Source organism: Streptomyces sp. NPDC058632 (genome assembly GCF_042717095.1).
In the GTDB taxonomy this organism is placed as follows: domain Bacteria; phylum Actinomycetota; class Actinomycetes; order Streptomycetales; family Streptomycetaceae; genus Streptomyces.
This window is the reverse complement of the sequence record NZ_JBHXQZ010000001.1, coordinates 150,807-164,218: the sequence shown is the minus strand read 5'-3', so window position 1 is coordinate 164,218 and position 13,412 is coordinate 150,807. Positions and strand designations below refer to the sequence as shown.

21 protein-coding genes, 1 tRNA gene and 1 pseudogene are annotated in these 13,412 nt (G+C 70.3%); 17 read left to right on the top strand and 6 right to left on the bottom strand.

Annotated elements, in window-relative coordinates; all coding sequences use genetic code 11:
- Nucleotides 1-20 precede the first annotated feature (20 nt).
- Nucleotides 21-97, top strand: a tRNA-Ile gene (locus tag ACFWVE_RS00815).
- 212 nt (nt 98-309) lie between these two features.
- On the opposite strand, the pseudogene ACFWVE_RS00810 reads toward ACFWVE_RS00815, so the two are convergent.
- Nucleotides 310-1,476 (bottom strand): annotated as a pseudogene (locus tag ACFWVE_RS00810) (tyrosine-type recombinase/integrase); the annotation flags it as partial.
- Entirely contained in the window at nt 1,473-2,105 is a 633-nt protein-coding gene (locus ACFWVE_RS00805; protein ID WP_384006827.1) for a helix-turn-helix transcriptional regulator, read from the bottom strand. The pseudogene ACFWVE_RS00810 and the gene ACFWVE_RS00805, both read right to left, overlap by 4 nt.
- A 20-nt stretch (nt 2,106-2,125) precedes the next feature.
- On the opposite strand from ACFWVE_RS00805, the gene ACFWVE_RS00800 reads away from it, so the two are divergent.
- The 15 genes from ACFWVE_RS00800 to ACFWVE_RS00730 all read left to right on the top strand — a co-directional run bounded on the left by ACFWVE_RS00800 (nt 2,126) and on the right by ACFWVE_RS00730 (nt 10,457).
- Nucleotides 2,126-2,311, top strand: a complete 186-nt coding sequence (locus ACFWVE_RS00800; protein WP_384006825.1) for a helix-turn-helix transcriptional regulator — start codon at nt 2,126-2,128, stop codon at nt 2,309-2,311.
- Nucleotides 2,308-2,541: a hypothetical protein gene (locus ACFWVE_RS00795; RefSeq protein ID WP_384006822.1), complete on the top strand. Its 234-nt coding sequence runs from the start codon at nt 2,308-2,310 to the stop codon at nt 2,539-2,541. Before ACFWVE_RS00800 ends, ACFWVE_RS00795 begins: the two co-directional genes overlap by 4 nt.
- A 132-nt stretch (nt 2,542-2,673) precedes the next feature.
- A complete protein-coding gene (locus tag ACFWVE_RS00790) occupies nt 2,674-3,006 on the top strand; it encodes a hypothetical protein (protein ID WP_384006819.1) in 333 nt (110 codons plus the stop codon).
- On the top strand, nt 3,003-3,302 hold the full coding sequence (locus ACFWVE_RS00785; RefSeq protein WP_384006816.1) for a hypothetical protein: 300 nt from the start codon (nt 3,003-3,005) through the stop codon (nt 3,300-3,302). Before ACFWVE_RS00790 ends, ACFWVE_RS00785 begins: the two co-directional genes overlap by 4 nt.
- Nucleotides 3,299-4,177 carry a bifunctional DNA primase/polymerase gene (locus ACFWVE_RS00780; RefSeq protein WP_384006813.1) on the top strand — a complete coding sequence of 293 codons (879 nt, stop codon included), beginning with the start codon at nt 3,299-3,301 and terminating at the stop codon, nt 4,175-4,177. Before ACFWVE_RS00785 ends, ACFWVE_RS00780 begins: the two co-directional genes overlap by 4 nt.
- On the top strand, nt 4,174-5,319 hold the full coding sequence (locus ACFWVE_RS00775) for an AAA family ATPase (RefSeq protein WP_384006810.1): 1,146 nt from the start codon (nt 4,174-4,176) through the stop codon (nt 5,317-5,319). Before ACFWVE_RS00780 ends, ACFWVE_RS00775 begins: the two co-directional genes overlap by 4 nt.
- Before the next feature lie 287 nt (nt 5,320-5,606).
- Nucleotides 5,607-5,972: a hypothetical protein gene (locus tag ACFWVE_RS00770; protein WP_384006808.1), complete on the top strand. Its 366-nt coding sequence runs from the start codon at nt 5,607-5,609 to the stop codon at nt 5,970-5,972.
- Nucleotides 5,965-6,420, top strand: a complete 456-nt coding sequence (locus ACFWVE_RS00765; protein WP_384006805.1) for a hypothetical protein — start codon at nt 5,965-5,967, stop codon at nt 6,418-6,420. The genes ACFWVE_RS00770 and ACFWVE_RS00765 overlap by 8 nt, the downstream gene beginning before the upstream one ends.
- 112 nt (nt 6,421-6,532) lie before the next feature.
- The gene (locus ACFWVE_RS00760; RefSeq protein WP_384006802.1) at nt 6,533-6,943 is read left to right on the top strand and encodes a helix-turn-helix domain-containing protein; all 411 of its coding nucleotides are present in this window, start codon (nt 6,533-6,535) and stop codon (nt 6,941-6,943) included.
- Nucleotides 6,940-7,704: a hypothetical protein gene (locus ACFWVE_RS00755; protein ID WP_384006798.1), complete on the top strand. Its 765-nt coding sequence runs from the start codon at nt 6,940-6,942 to the stop codon at nt 7,702-7,704. The genes ACFWVE_RS00760 and ACFWVE_RS00755 overlap by 4 nt, the downstream gene beginning before the upstream one ends.
- A complete protein-coding gene (locus ACFWVE_RS00750; protein WP_384006796.1) occupies nt 7,701-7,865 on the top strand; it encodes a hypothetical protein in 165 nt (54 codons plus the stop codon). The genes ACFWVE_RS00755 and ACFWVE_RS00750 overlap by 4 nt, the downstream gene beginning before the upstream one ends.
- The gene (locus ACFWVE_RS00745) at nt 7,858-8,538 is read left to right on the top strand and encodes a hypothetical protein (RefSeq protein WP_384006793.1); all 681 of its coding nucleotides are present in this window, start codon (nt 7,858-7,860) and stop codon (nt 8,536-8,538) included. The genes ACFWVE_RS00750 and ACFWVE_RS00745 overlap by 8 nt, the downstream gene beginning before the upstream one ends.
- Nucleotides 8,535-8,714 carry a hypothetical protein gene (locus ACFWVE_RS00740; RefSeq protein ID WP_384006790.1) on the top strand — a complete coding sequence of 60 codons (180 nt, stop codon included), beginning with the start codon at nt 8,535-8,537 and terminating at the stop codon, nt 8,712-8,714. The genes ACFWVE_RS00745 and ACFWVE_RS00740 overlap by 4 nt, the downstream gene beginning before the upstream one ends.
- Nucleotides 8,715-8,871: 157 nt before the next feature.
- Nucleotides 8,872-9,612: a DUF6879 family protein gene (locus ACFWVE_RS00735; RefSeq protein ID WP_384006788.1), complete on the top strand. Its 741-nt coding sequence runs from the start codon at nt 8,872-8,874 to the stop codon at nt 9,610-9,612.
- A complete protein-coding gene (locus ACFWVE_RS00730) occupies nt 9,609-10,457 on the top strand; it encodes a helix-turn-helix domain-containing protein (protein WP_384006785.1) in 849 nt (282 codons plus the stop codon). The genes ACFWVE_RS00735 and ACFWVE_RS00730 overlap by 4 nt, the downstream gene beginning before the upstream one ends.
- Nucleotides 10,458-10,539: 82 nt before the next feature.
- On the opposite strand, the gene ACFWVE_RS00725 is transcribed toward ACFWVE_RS00730, so the two are convergent.
- Entirely contained in the window at nt 10,540-10,758 is a 219-nt protein-coding gene (locus tag ACFWVE_RS00725; protein WP_141658488.1) for a hypothetical protein, read from the bottom strand.
- A gap of 102 nt (nt 10,759-10,860) precedes the next feature.
- On the opposite strand from ACFWVE_RS00725, the gene ACFWVE_RS00720 reads away from it, so the two are divergent.
- Nucleotides 10,861-11,070 (top strand): hypothetical protein, encoded by a 210-nt coding sequence (locus ACFWVE_RS00720; protein ID WP_384006782.1) that lies wholly within the window; start codon nt 10,861-10,863, stop codon nt 11,068-11,070.
- Between the two features lie 653 nt (nt 11,071-11,723).
- Here ACFWVE_RS00720 and ACFWVE_RS00715 read toward each other — a convergent pair.
- The 3 genes from ACFWVE_RS00715 to ACFWVE_RS00705 all read right to left on the bottom strand — a co-directional run bounded on the left by ACFWVE_RS00715 (nt 11,724) and on the right by ACFWVE_RS00705 (nt 13,300).
- Complete coding sequence (locus ACFWVE_RS00715) at nt 11,724-12,068, bottom strand: hypothetical protein (RefSeq protein WP_384006779.1); 345 nt, start codon at nt 12,066-12,068, stop codon at nt 11,724-11,726.
- Nucleotides 12,069-12,204: 136 nt separating this feature from the next.
- Nucleotides 12,205-12,987, bottom strand: a complete 783-nt coding sequence (locus ACFWVE_RS00710) for a hypothetical protein (RefSeq protein ID WP_384006776.1) — start codon at nt 12,985-12,987, stop codon at nt 12,205-12,207.
- Entirely contained in the window at nt 12,974-13,300 is a 327-nt protein-coding gene (locus ACFWVE_RS00705; RefSeq protein WP_384006773.1) for a hypothetical protein, read from the bottom strand. The genes ACFWVE_RS00710 and ACFWVE_RS00705 overlap by 14 nt, the downstream gene beginning before the upstream one ends.
- Between the last annotated feature and the right edge of the window lie 112 nt (nt 13,301-13,412).

The following is a 13,412-nucleotide window of genomic DNA, read 5'->3' as shown; positions in this document are numbered from 1 at the left end:
CTGTGCGCGACACGCCGCTTGGGGCGGTAGCTCAGCCGGTTAGAGCAGCGGACTCATAATCCGTCGGCCGTGGGTTCGAGTCCCACCCGCCCCACCACAAGCCTCGGCGGCAGGAACGTTCTGACCTGCTGCGGAAGGGGTCGTCTCCGCATCCCGGGCAGGCGACGGGGTCGATTCCGTCGGCGGGGTGGTCACAGAGTGGTCACACGGGTCCGCCGGTGCGTCGTCGGCCGGAGTCTTCCGAGCGCGGGGGATGAGCGCCGCGGCGCGCTCCGCACCCTTCCGCGCCTCACCGGGCAGCAGGTGGGCGTACACCTTCGATGTGATCTGAATGCCGGAGTGCCCGAGCATCTTTGACACCGTCTCCAGCTGCACGCCACCGGCGAGCAGCAGCGACGCGTACCCGTGCCGCAGATCATGCAGCCGCACCCGCCGCAGGCCGGCATCGTCGACCAAGGCCGCGAACAACCGCGTCGCCGCATCGGGCCGTAGCGGGTTGCCGTCCTCACTGGCGAACACGAGCCCGTGATCCTTGTACGCGTCGCCCCACGTCTCACGCTCCGACTGCTGCCGGAGCTGATGCGCGAGCAGCGCGCCGACCACGTCGTCCCCCAGCTCGATCACGCGGCCTTTGCTGGTCTTCGTCTTCGGGGCCCCGAAGGACATCCCGAGGTGCCCGGCGTCGCAGTACGGGCACGGGGCCGGCGCCTGCTTCTGCTTCTTCCGCCCGGATTCCTGCACCACCTGTCGACGCACAGTCAGCGTCCGCCCGGCGAGGTCGACATCATCCCAGCGCAAGCCCAGCGCCTCACCGCGCCGCAGACCGGTATACGCGATCACCTCGAACATGGCGCCGAGGCGGTGCCCGCCGATCGAGTCGAGGAAGCTGCCCAGCTCTTCACCGGTCCACGGCTCGACCTCTGTCTCCGCGGCCTGTGGGAGCGTCGCCTTCCTGGCGACGTTGAACGCGATCAGGTCCTTCATTGCCGCCGTCTGCAACGCGCTCGACAGCGTCGCGTGCACCCGACGAACGGTCGTCTTCGACAGGTGCCCGTCGTTGATCGCGGTCACCATGCGGTCGACGTGCGAGGCCCGGAGGTCCCGCAGGCGTATGTGCCCCATGTGCGGCTTGATGTAGTCCCGGATGTGGTGCCGGTAGGACCGCAGCGTCGTGATGCGCCGGCCTTCCCGCTCCTTGAGTTCAAGCCACTGGTCAAGCCACACCGACAGCTTCATGCCCTCGTCGTACGAGTAGGTGCCCTCGCCGACCTTGGCGAGCAACTTGTTCAGCGCTTCTTCCGCGTCGTCCGAGGTACGGAACCCGCCCTTGCGGACCTGCTTCCGCTTGCCGTCCGCGCCGCGGCCGACGTCGGCGACGTAGTACCACGTGCCGTGGTCCTTGCGGCAGTTCTTGCGGTTGCCCTTGGCGTCGTACTGCGCAGGGCACTTGCACCGCTTGTACGTCGAGCCCTTCATTCCTCTCCCGCCATCTTCTTGATCTCGGCGTCTGCCTCATCGTGCAGGTGTTGCAGCCGACCGGTCACCTCCTTGCCCGTGTCCTCGAATGCACCAAGGAGGTCGGTCATCAGCTCGCCGATCTCCTTCAGCTCGGAGTCGACGGCGTTCCGGTGCGCTTGCAGCGCCTCGAACCGCATCTGTGTAGCGGCAAGGATCGATCGGCTGAGTCTCCAAACGGTGAGACTTTCCTCGAGCTCACCGCTGATGAACTCTTCAGACAGGATGTCGTCCACCGTGACGCCAAAGTGTGCGGCCAGGGCGTACGCCTCGTTGAGCCGCACAGGCCGGTTGCCGGCCTCTGTCTTCGCCGCCGTTGTCTGCTGCCACTTGAAGCCAGCACTTTGCATGACACGCGCCAACTCCTCTTGTGAGTAGCCCCAACGCTCCCGAAGGGCGCGGAGGCGGACCCCGAAGACACGCTCCGGCCCATCTGGCTCTCGGAGGAGCGCCGCTACCCGAGCGGCGACCTCCGCGCTCTCTTCTTGCGTTGGCTGGCGTTTATCCGTCACAGGGATACACGGTACATGCTGTCCTGGGTTGACGGTAGCGGGTACACATGTAATGCTCAACGAGCATGATCGATGCATCCCAGAGAGGAATGGTCACCGTGGGTATCTACCTCACTACCGCAGAAGTCGCCCAGCGGTACCGAACCGCACCGGCGACGGTCCGCTACTGGCGCCACATCGGCTACGGGCCAAAGGGCGTGAAAATCGGCCGCCGCGTCCTGTACGCCGAGACGGAACTCACGCGCTTCGAGCAGCACCAGGCCGCGGGGCAGGTGCCAGCGTGAACCGCGCCCTGTCCGCCGCCGAAGTGCTCGCGCTGCCGGCCTCCGTCGACCTGGTCACCGCCGGCCGTGCTCTGCACTGCGGCAGGACCCTCGCCTACGAACTTGCCCGGCGTGGTGAGTTCCCCGTCCCGGTCCTGCGGCTCGGAAACGCCTACCGCGTCCGCCGGGCCGACCTGCTCGCCGTCCTCGGCATCGAGGACCCGACGGCAGCCGTTCCCGCGGCGGCATGAAGAACGGCCCCCGGCAGGCGCGCCAACGCCACGCCGAGGGCCTAGCGCCAACCCTTCCCCTGCAACAGCAAGGGCCCCGGATCGCGACCAAACGAACCCCGGAGCCCCTGCAAACGAAAAGAGAACGACGCAGTGTCCATCATCGCAGACACCCCCGCCTTCCCCGTCTCCCTGCTCGACGCGGACCTCCGCGCCACCGACCCGGCGGTCGCCGCCCAGTGCGCTGACACCTTCGTGCCCGTGCCCGGCGCGGTTGAGGTTCCGTCCGGCGTCGCCCGGCTCGCCGAGCTGATGACCGCCGAGGCGAACAAGTACCGGGCCGCTGTGATCCGCGGCGACGCCCAGGCCGCCGCCGCCGGTCTCGTGACCGTCGGCGCCCTGTTCGAGGTCGCGTCCGCCGAGATGGGCGCCAGCACGGACGCCATCGAAGCCGCGCTCGTCGACGCGCTCGGCGGCGGCCGGTGACCAAGCACCCGCACGACACCGAGACCGGTCCCGCTACGGCGGGGCCGGCTTCGGCCATTCCCACCCAGCTCCGCAGCCGTCGGGCCGCCGGATACCGCACGCCGCCCCTCACCTGCGGGTGTCCGTACGCCTTCCACCGCGACCCGCTCGACTGCGACGCCGCCCCGACCGGACACTCCGACTACGGACTCACCCTGCGCGAGCTGTGGGCCGAGTACCGACGTCTCCGCGCCGCCGGATGGACCCCAGGAGAGGTTCGGCGCCGCCTGTACCTGCGGGGTGACGCCGCAGCGTGAACAGCACCACCACCGCCGAGGCGGGCCGCGTCGAGCAGATTCTCGACCTGGCCCGCCTCGGGCTGCACGTCTTCCCCCTCCGTCCCAACGACAAGCGGCCGGCCGTCGAGCAGTGGGAGCAGCGCGCCACAACCGACCCGGACCGCATCCGGCGCTGTTGGTCGTACGCCCCGTACGGGGTCGGTGTCGCCTGCGGCCCGTCCGGCCTCGTCGTCGTCGACCTCGACACCGCCAAGGGCGACACCCCGCCCGCCCCCGGCGTCGTGTCCGGCGAGGACGCCCTCGCCCGGCTGTACGAACACCACGGCGACCGGTACCCGTTCGGCACCACACCCGCCGTCCGCACCACGTCGGGCGGCACCCACCTCTACTACCGCGCCCTCGACGGACACGAGGTGCGCAACAGTGCATCCAAGGTCGGATGGAAGGTGGACGTACGCGCCGCCGGCGGGTACGTCGTTGCCCCTCCCTCGGCCTACCGCGGTAGCGCCTATGTGTGGTTGACGCCTCCCGGCGAGGCCAGTCCCATACCGCTGCCTGCATGGCTCGCCGAGGCCGCCACCCGGCGGCCCACGCCCGCCCGTCCGGTCGCCATGCCCGCGGCTGTGAAGAACACCACCGGCTACGTCGCCGCCGCGCTTCACAACGAGGTGCAGCGCGTCTTGGACGCGTACCCCGGCACCCGCAACGACGCCCTCGTGCGCGCTTCGTTCAGCCTCGCCCAGCTTGCCGCTGGGGGGCGGCTCCCCGCCGCCCTGGCGGTCGAAGCCCTGTACGCCGCCGGACAGTCCGTAGGTCTCCCGTACCGCGAGGTCGAGGCCACCGTCACATCCGGCATGCGTGCCGGCGCCCAGCACCCCCGGAGCACGCCATGACCGCGCCGACGAACGCCCTCAAGCTCATCAGCCACCTGGAGAGCGTCGCCGAGGCCCGCGCCGAACAGGACACCGGCGACGACCCGGAGCACTCCGGACTGTCGTCCGAAGAGCACTTTGAGCAGCGCGTTACGGGCATGCTCGGCGAACTGCTCGACACGGATGCCCTCGACAGCATCGAGCCCCTTGAACCGGTCGTCGTCGACGTGCTGTTCCGCGACACCCTCGCCCGTATCTACGGCCCGTCCGGCACCTTCAAGTCGTTCATGACGCTCGACATCGCCGCGTGCGTCGCCACTGGCTCCACATGGCACGGCCAGGCCACCCGACCCGGACCCGTCGTGTACCTCGTCGCCGAGGGCCTGCGCGGTATCCGCAAGCGCGTCCGGGCGTGGGAGCAGCACCACGGCCGGAAGATGACCGGCGTCAAATTCCTGCCCCGCCCCGTACAGGCACGCGACCTCGAATGGCTCGTGCTCATCGAGGTGTGCCGTCGCCTTACCCCCGCCCTGGTCATCGTCGACACGCAGGCCCGCGTCACGGTCGGCGTCGAAGAGAACAGCAACAGCGAGATGGGCATCATCGTCGACCGCATGGAGCAGCTCCGCGCGGCATCCGGCGCCTGCCTCCTGCTCGTGCACCACACCGGCCACGACGAGGGCCGCAGCCGCGGCGCCACGGCCGTCAAGGGCGCCCTGCAAACCGAGTTGGGCGTCACCCGCAAGGACGCACCCGGCACCGGCCCCGTGATCACGCTGAAGACCGGCAAGCAGAAGGACGACGCCGAACTCGACGACATGGAGTTCGGTATCCACTCGATTGCCCTCGACGGTGAGGCCAACGAGGACGGAAGCCCCGTCACGTCCGTCGTCCTCGTCCGCCTCAACACTGCCGGGCAGGCCCAGGCGCACACCGGCTACGCGGGCAAGGTCGAAGAGATCGCCGCCGCCCTCGACGCCGCAGGAGTGCCCGCGACCGCCGGACGCGACCGCCTCCGCAACGAGTGCAGCCGCCTCGGAATCCAGGCCGGAAACGCGGTCCTGAGTGACGTAGCCAAGCACCGCAAGAACCGGACGAACAGCCCGGATCACCTGTCCCCGCAGACCCTCGAAGACACCCCACAGACAGGACAGGAGGAATAAGGCAAACCCTCTGTCCCGATCGTCGGGACAGGGACAGCCGAAAGCCCAGGTCAAACCTGTCCCGGACAGCCACAGGACAGCAGGGGACAGGGCACCTACGGGCGACCTGTCCCCACTGTCCCCACCCCTTGGAGGGGGGACAGGTGGACAGACCGAAGCCCCCACCCCACGTTGCCGCGCAGCACGTCGTGTCTCGCGCGCACCTGAACCACAGCCACCGCGTCCGCGACCGGTCGCGCCCCGGATTGCCTCGCGGGCGCACGTACATGTACGAGAGGACCAACCCCATGCACAGCAGCACCACCACCCCCGACGAACAGCAGCCGAGCGGCTACCCCGGCCGTGACCGGCTCGACGCCGCGAACCGCGGGTTCCGCCGCGCCCTGGCCAGCCTCGCCCGAGAGGGGCGACGACACGACCCCGAGTTGCTGCCCGTGGTGGAACGCATCGCCACCGAGGCCGCCGGCCACCTCGAACGGCTCGCCAAGAACGCGGCCGAGGCTGAAGGGAAGTCGGCCCGGCACCGCGCCGCACTGGCCCAGGAGCAGGAGAACCTGACCCGCACCCTGCGGAAGTTGTCCCGCTCGAACCCGACCCTCGCGGCACGAATCGCCCAGGGCGCCGCTGAGCAGGACGGGGCCGCCCGTGGTTAGCCACGTCGAGCAGGCCATAGCCGCCCGCATCGCCGCCGTACGCGCACGTCGGGAGCAGCAGGCCGCCGACCGCGCCGCGTTCGCCGAGCAGCGCGCCCATGGCCTACAGGCACGGCGCACGGCCAAGCTACGGCGCCTCAGCCCGGCCGCCAGTGGCCCGGGCCAGCTTCACGCGCAGGAGGACTGGGCCGCCCTCACGGGGCAGACGGCCGGCATGACCGACGACAACGTCATCCCCCGCGAGCAGGCGTTCGCTGCCGCCCGCGTCGCCTTTGATCGCGCCCTCGACCGCATCACCCGCGACTACTACGCCGGCCGCCTCACCCTCGAAGCCACCGCCCGCATCGCTGCCGCCGCCGGCCTCGACCAGGACTCCCACCGCGCCGCCGAAATCGCACAGCGCGGTGACGAAATCGAACAGTCGCCCCGGGGTGACGCCGATGAGTAGCCACGCCAGTGACCACCCCGTGAGCACCCCCACCGTGACCAGCAATGACACCCCCACCGCCGGATACCGAATCCGTAGGTTCCCCGCGCCATTGGTTCGTGCCGACGGGTCCGTGATCGTGCCGTCTGCCCTGGTTCCCGCCGTCCGCCGCGCCCTCGTCGCCGACCTGGCCGCACGCCAGCGTGCCGACGGGGGCGCACTCACTCCCGAGGCTCACGCGTTTCTGTACGCCCTGCGTACGGCCGCACAGGTCCGGAGCACCCCGCCCCCGGGCCATAGTTCCGCCGACGCAACCGCACCGCTCGACGCGGGCACCGTGGACCCCGACGCGCATGGGCGTCTTGGGTTGGTCACGGCAGGCGAGGCCGCCGACCTGCTCGGTTCATCCGCCGAGTGGATACGGCGCCTCGCCCGCCGAGGCACCCTCCCCGCCCGTCGCGTCGGCCCGCAATGGCTCATCGACCGCGCCGCACTCGACGACTACCGGCACGGCCGCACCAACGGAAGGAGCGCCGCAGCATGACCGCCGCCACCATCACCACGCCGGCCGACGAGGCCGCCCAGGCCGAGGCCGCCTACCTCGCCTCCGAAACCGAGGCCGTCGCCGCCGACGAGGCCGCCGAGCACCTGGCCGAACGCGTCCGCGAGGGCGACGACAGCGTGACGCCCGAGCAGCTCGACACCGCACAGAAGGCCGGTAAGTTCGCACGCCTCCGCGCCGAAGCCGCCCAGCGCAAGGCCCGCAAGGCCGCCGAGCACGCCGAGCAGGCCCGCCGCCAGGCCCTCACCGAGCAGGCCGTGACCCTGCTCGACAAGCAAGCCGCCCCGGCCACCGTCGCCGACGCGTACGAGACCGCCCGCCAGGCCCTCGCCGCCCTCGTCGCCGCCGTCGACCGGCACGACGACACGGTGACCGAGGCCGCCCGCCTGCTCGCCCAGGCCGATGCCCCGGCGACCATCCGGTACGAGCGGGTAGAGCACGGCGGCGGGTACGCCACACAGGAACCGCGTCCGACGACCGCGTCCCGGACCGCGCCGACCGTGAGCTACGACGCGCACGGCCACCCGCTCGCCCTGTCGGTGGACACCGGCAAGTCCCGCTGCCCGCTCCACAGCGGCAGTGTGCTGGGGGCCCTGCTCGCCGACCTCGCCGGCGCTTCCAAACCGCGGACCCCGATGGGCGAGACCGAGTTCGTACGCCGCCCGATCACAGAGCAGGCACACCAGCACGGCGACCGCGTGCGCGCTTTCCTCACCGACGCCACCAAGGGAGCCGCCGCATGACCGCGCTTGACGACGCGATCCGCCGGCGCATCCAGCGCCAGGCCGCCGAGGCCCAGGCCAAGCCGCCGAACCCCCTCGCGTCAGCGATCGCCCGCAACCTCGCCGGGCCGAACCCGACACGCCCCACCACCCAGCCCCCGAAGGAGCCCCACCGTGGCTAAGACCCTCACCCCCGCCGAGATCACCGCCGCCGCCAAGGCCGAGGCCGAGGCCGCCGAGCAGCGCGCCGCCGAACTGCGCGCCGCCGTCGAGAACGGCGACACCACCGTCACCCCCGCCGCCCTGGCGGAAGCCGAGCAGGCCGGCGTGTTCGCCCGCCTCCGCATCAAGGCCGCAGAGAAGAAGGCCGCCGCCCAGGCCGAAGCCGACCGGCACAAGCGCGCCGAGACCGTCGCCGCCGAGGCCGCCACCCTGGCCCAGCAGGACGACGCCGAGGACCTGGCCGTGAAGATGCGCACCGCCGTCGACGCCCTCGCCGCCCTGTACGCCACGGCCGCCGACCGGCACGGCCGCATCAAGGAGATGGCCGAACGCGTCGACGTGATCCGCCGCGAGGCCGAGCAGGCCGGCATCGCCGACATCCGCGCCCGTTACGGCATCGGCCGCGGCGGCTACGCCGGTGAACTCGCCCTCGCCGTCGGCAAGACCACCCCGACCCAGGTGCGAGCCATCAGCCCGGCCGACGCCGTCGCAACCGCGGTCGCCCTCGCCCTCCCGGCTGACGACCCGTATGCGGCCGGACCTGTGAGCGAGGCGTGCACCCACGCGCCCGCGCGAGCGAAGAAGGTGTGCGAGCGGGTACCCGTCATCGGCGCCCAGTTCACCGCGCCGTGAATCACGGGCAGCGCGAGGACCAGGCCGACGAGCAGCCCCCGGCGCCGCGGATGCTCCGCCCGCCGGCCACCCTCGCCGACGCTCGCCACCTCACCACCTGGCAGTGGTACCGACTCGCCACCGAGTGGCCCGACGACTACGAACGCCTCGTCGGCCGCCCCCGCACCCGAGCATGATCGGCCCCGGCGCCCTCACCGCCGGGGCCTCGTCGCGTCCCCGATTGCGCGCAACCAAGCAGCCCGCTCACCTGTCCGCAATTTCCAGCAATCACCGGGCAGTCGGCAGCCACCCGGCGCATCCTGGTCATCCGACCACAGGCGACCGGAGGGCGACATGACGCTACGGTTCATCGGCACCACCAGCGACGATGGAGACTGCCCCACCCTGTACGAGATCCCGGAGACCGAGGAAATCCTCGTTCAGGGCGACCGCGAGACCGACCCCGAGCACCTCGCCCAGCTCCGCGACGTCAAGCCGTCCGAGACGTTCGTACGCGTCCCCCGAGCACTCCTCACCCGCTACGCCCCCAGAACCGACACGCCCCCGCTACAGCCGTTCTCCGCGATCTCCCACCTGTTCCGCGACTTCCGGCACACCGCGTTCCGACTGGAGACCCGCCGCGGCTACGCCTCCGACCGCAACAGCCCCAAGTGGCAACGCTGGCTCAGCGGCGAGGACATCGCCGCCGAGCCGCCCAACCCGTGGCGCGAGAACGTCGCCGCCCAGACCGCCCAGGGCAAGAGGTTCGAACGCGTCCGCCTCGTCGACACCCCGCCCACGGAGGGGCAACGCTTCCTGCTCGCCAGCGCACCCGGCAACCTCGCCGCAGGCGAGGACATCCGCAACCTGTCCCGCGCCGACGCCGATCGGCTGCGCCTGCCCGAATACGACTTCTGGCTGTTCGACTCCAAGATCCTCGCCCGGTTCGCGTTCGGCGAGGACGACACCACCCTCGGCGTCCACGTCACTGAGGACCCCGCCGAAGTGCTCGCCGCCTGCCAGGCCCGCGACGCCGCATGGCACCACGCCACGCCTACCAGCGACTACGCCGAGCAGGTACGTTCCAGCGCGTGACCAGCGACTTTCAGACGGCCCGGGAAGCCCTCGGCGCGAGGCTGCGTGAGCTGCGCACCGAGGCCGGCCTCGACGGCAAAGACCTCGCCGCCAAACTCGGCTGGCAGACGTCGAAGGTCTCCCGGTTGCAGAACGGCAAGCAGACACCGACCCGCGCCGATCTCACGGCGTGGGCGCAGGCGTGCGAGCAGGCCGCCGCAGAAGGCGAGTTGCAGGGGCTGCGCGCCGGCTTGGAGATGAAGCAGCGCCACCGGTCATGGCGTCGCCAACTAGCCGGAGGCCACCGGGGCCGACAGGAGATCGCGGTACGCCAGACCGAGCACACCGCGATGATCAGGGGCCTGGAAGTCTCCCGCATACCCGGTCTGTTCCAGACCCCGGAGTACGCCCGCGTCATCTTCGACACCAACGCGGAGTTCCGCGGTATCGCGCCGACGACCGAGGCCGCCGTCGCCGCACGCATGCGCCGCCAAGAGGCCCTGTACGACCCGGAGAAGAGTTTCCGCTTCCTGCTGTGCGAGGCAGCCCTGTACCACCGCTCATGCCCGGCCGACGTCATGGCCGAGCAGCTCGACCGCCTGTACAACCTCGTCGGGCAACGCCGCGTAGAGATCGGCATTCTTCCGTTCGGTACCCAACTACGACGCACCGCGCCGCACGGCTTCTGGATCTACGACCGCCGGTTGGTCATCGTCGAGACGATCAGCGAGGAACTGTGGCTGACCGGTGATGACGACCTGGCCCTGTACGAACGGGCGTGGGAGTGGCTCGCCGAGGCCGCCGAGTATGGACCACTGGCACGCCGCCTGGTCGGCCGCGCTCGCGCCTCTCTTGACCCTCTGTAACGACCTTGAGAGCGGTTGTCACAACTCGCCCAACCAGTGCGGTCCGTCTTCTATCACGAGCCGATCGCCGCTCCCGAGGTCGTTAGCGGAAGTCGTAGTCCTCGTCCATGCCGCTGGAGAGGTAAATTTCCTCGGCTCCAGCGAACGAGTAGCCCTCGGGTTCTTCTTCCTCGCAGTCAACCGAGGTGGGACCCTCGATGTGATCATCACCCTCCATGCACCGGCAGGGGAAGATCTCCTGGGTAATCTCACCGTTGACGATGCTGTTGACGGCGCGGTCGTGCAAAGGTCCCGTTGGCATAGCCCGATGCTACAGAGCATTCCGCAGCAACCGGCGCCCCTGCATGCTCAATCACGCGCAATCCCCATACGGGTGCGCAATCGCAGTCCCTACCGTCCCCGCATGACCACACGGACACCTGCCCTGACCATTCAGCACATCCCCTGGTCACCCGCCGAAGAGGCCGCATACTGCGTTCTCGTCGACCACACGGGCGGCACCGAGGCCGCGCCCCCCTGCCCCGACTGCAACAGCCCCGAACGCGAGTGCGAGACCGGCGCCCAGCTCCGCCGTGCGCTCCGAGACGCAACCACTGCCAGGCGCGCAGGATGATCGCGCCCGCACTGCCCGTGCCGTACATCGCCGCATGGTCCGGCGAAAAGGCCGCGGAACGGCGTCTCGTGTGCCGTGCCGACGGCATCGCCTACGCCGATGAGCAGCCCGACGACCGCGACCAATACGGCGTCCTGTGGAACGGCCGCGCCCGCGCCCGCGGAGTCGGCCGCCCACGGTTCGGGGAGGTTCACCCGGTCAGGCAACGCGAGGCGATGGCGTACCTACTGTGTCAGGTGTGCGGGGCGCCGGCCGACCGCGACGGACGCGGGACCCTGTGGCTGTTGGAGGACAACCGGGCCGACTGGACCGGATGGCCCGATGGACTGATGACCGCGCACCCTCCGGTGTGCCTGCCGTGCGCGCGGCAGGCCGCCGATCTGTGCCCGCACCTCCGCGGCCGGTACGTCGCCGTACGCGTCCGCGAAAGTGACCCATGCGCCGTACTCGGCCGCCGGTGGGCCCCGACCGCCCTGGGGGCGCCACAACGGCTCGATCAGCGAGTGGTCCCCTACGGGAACTCGGCTGCTCGGTGGGTGACCGCCGGGCAGCTTATCCGGTCACTGCACGGCTGCACGTTCGTCGATTTGGACAGGCAGATCGCTTCGTCAGGTGCCCGGACCAGTGGGAACCAACCGTGAGGGAGGCCTGCCCTATGAGTATCGACATCCGTACTCGTGTCGCTTCAACCCCTGCTCAATCGCCTTCTGCTCCGTCACCGAGAGGTATCTGTCGTTGACGTAGCCGCAGGGCGACTCACTGGAGTGGTAGCAGTCGGGGTCTGGCCCTGGAGGGATCAGCACGACACGACGTCGAGCTTTGATCGCCAACTCCGCCGCTTGACTCCGGCTGTTCAACTCGCTCTTGAATCTGTTCTCAGCGAGCTGGACCTCACGGCGAAGTTTCGCAAGCTGTTCCTCTCGGTCTCGGCTTAGCTCCTCGTACAGGCGTGCTCGCTCTGCATTCAGCTCCATCGCTTCCTGCGGCGTCAGGTCCATGAAGACTCCGTCTGGTCCAGCTACGGCATTGGCAGTTGGCGCAAGCCTGACACCCTCGTGGTCCGTAACGGGTGGCGTTTTCCGAAGATGGCTCCCGGGGGCGTTGTACGGCGAGGGCGCCGAGCGGTTCATTCGCTCACTCCTCTCCGGCGAGGGCGAGATCCTTGTGCGTTGTAGCGGGGTCGCAGCTCTCGTTGAGACGGGCGAACACCTTCTTCACGTATGAGGTGCTGCGGGTAGCGAGGCGTGCCGCTTCGGTAACTGGGGTGCCCGTTGCCCAGCACGATTCCAGGACGACGCGCGCGGCGCCGGTGGACAGCCGCTCGGACTCCCAAACGGTCACTCCACCGTCGGTGTCGTTGGAAGGCCCCTCCAGCGGGAATTTGTGGTGGGCACCACAGATGACCAGCGGCGATGCCTGCGGCACGGTATCAGCGCAGTCGTTGTCAGGCGACTGCTCGGAAGCCACCTCTATGGGCGGCGTGCCAGTCAGCGCGGCGGGGTGCCCCGCCGATCCCGATGCGGACCGCACGGTGACCGGTGCGACCTCGACGCGAGGTTGCTTGATGGGCGTCTCGATTGCGGCCTCGACGTGGTCGGCGAGCCGGTGCACCCGCCACAGAACGAGGGGAGCGATCGCGGACACGGCGACGACGAGAAGCCAGTCGACGGGCAGCAGGCCGGCGGCGACGAGGTGCGCGGCGGCGTTCGTGGCGATCATGGCGGCGACGGCTGCGGCGACGTCCCGGCGGGCCCGCAGGGCACGCACGGCGTAGATGTCGAGGGCGGCGGGTAGGGCCGCAGCCGTCCACTCGCCGAACCCCGCGGCGCGGGCGAGGGCGTACTCGGCCGACGCGGTCACGGCCAGGGCGGCGGCGAGCGCCGCCCATGGGAGGGGTCGCGCTTCACCGGTGCTCACCGCCGGGCAGGGCGACGGCCTCGGACCACGTCTTACCTGCGGCGAGCGTGGCGCGCGCCTGGTCGCTGGTGACGTACCCGGTGGGCGGGGACTCGGCGAGGTGCTTGCGGAGGTACCGCGTGGTCCACTCGACGCCGAGCGGAGCGCCGTCGAGGGCGTCGCGGAGTGCGATCTTCGAGTGCATGGCGCGGTCGTTCAGCACCCGGTCGTGTGCTTCGGTGCCGCCAACCGTGGCGGGGGCCGGTATGTCGAGGGCGACGAGGACGGCGGCGAGCAGCTCGCGCACGGGGCCGTCTGGGATACGGTCCTGCATTGGGTTCGGGCTCCCTGATCTGGAGGGGTTCGGATCAAGGCCCCGGCCGGTGTTCACAGCACCGGGCGGGGCCGCCTCGTACCTGGGGCGTTCCGGTGGTCACGTGGTCACG

Coding starts and splice junctions, on each gene's coding strand:
- ACFWVE_RS00720 (WP_384006782.1), top strand. CDS start 10,861: ATGACCACACGGACACCTGCCCTGACCATTCAGCACATCCCCTGGTCA.
- ACFWVE_RS00725 (WP_141658488.1), bottom strand. CDS start 10,758: ATGCCAACGGGACCTTTGCACGACCGCGCCGTCAACAGCATCGTCAAC.
- ACFWVE_RS00705 (WP_384006773.1), bottom strand. CDS start 13,300: ATGCAGGACCGTATCCCAGACGGCCCCGTGCGCGAGCTGCTCGCCGCC.
- ACFWVE_RS00715 (WP_384006779.1), bottom strand. CDS start 12,068: ATGGACCTGACGCCGCAGGAAGCGATGGAGCTGAATGCAGAGCGAGCA.
- ACFWVE_RS00735 (WP_384006788.1), top strand. CDS start 8,872: ATGACGCTACGGTTCATCGGCACCACCAGCGACGATGGAGACTGCCCC.
- ACFWVE_RS00755 (WP_384006798.1), top strand. CDS start 6,940: ATGACCGCCGCCACCATCACCACGCCGGCCGACGAGGCCGCCCAGGCC.
- ACFWVE_RS00750 (WP_384006796.1), top strand. CDS start 7,701: ATGACCGCGCTTGACGACGCGATCCGCCGGCGCATCCAGCGCCAGGCC.
- ACFWVE_RS00775 (WP_384006810.1), top strand. CDS start 4,174: ATGACCGCGCCGACGAACGCCCTCAAGCTCATCAGCCACCTGGAGAGC.
- ACFWVE_RS00805 (WP_384006827.1), bottom strand. CDS start 2,105: ATGCATCGATCATGCTCGTTGAGCATTACATGTGTACCCGCTACCGTC.
- ACFWVE_RS00770 (WP_384006808.1), top strand. CDS start 5,607: ATGCACAGCAGCACCACCACCCCCGACGAACAGCAGCCGAGCGGCTAC.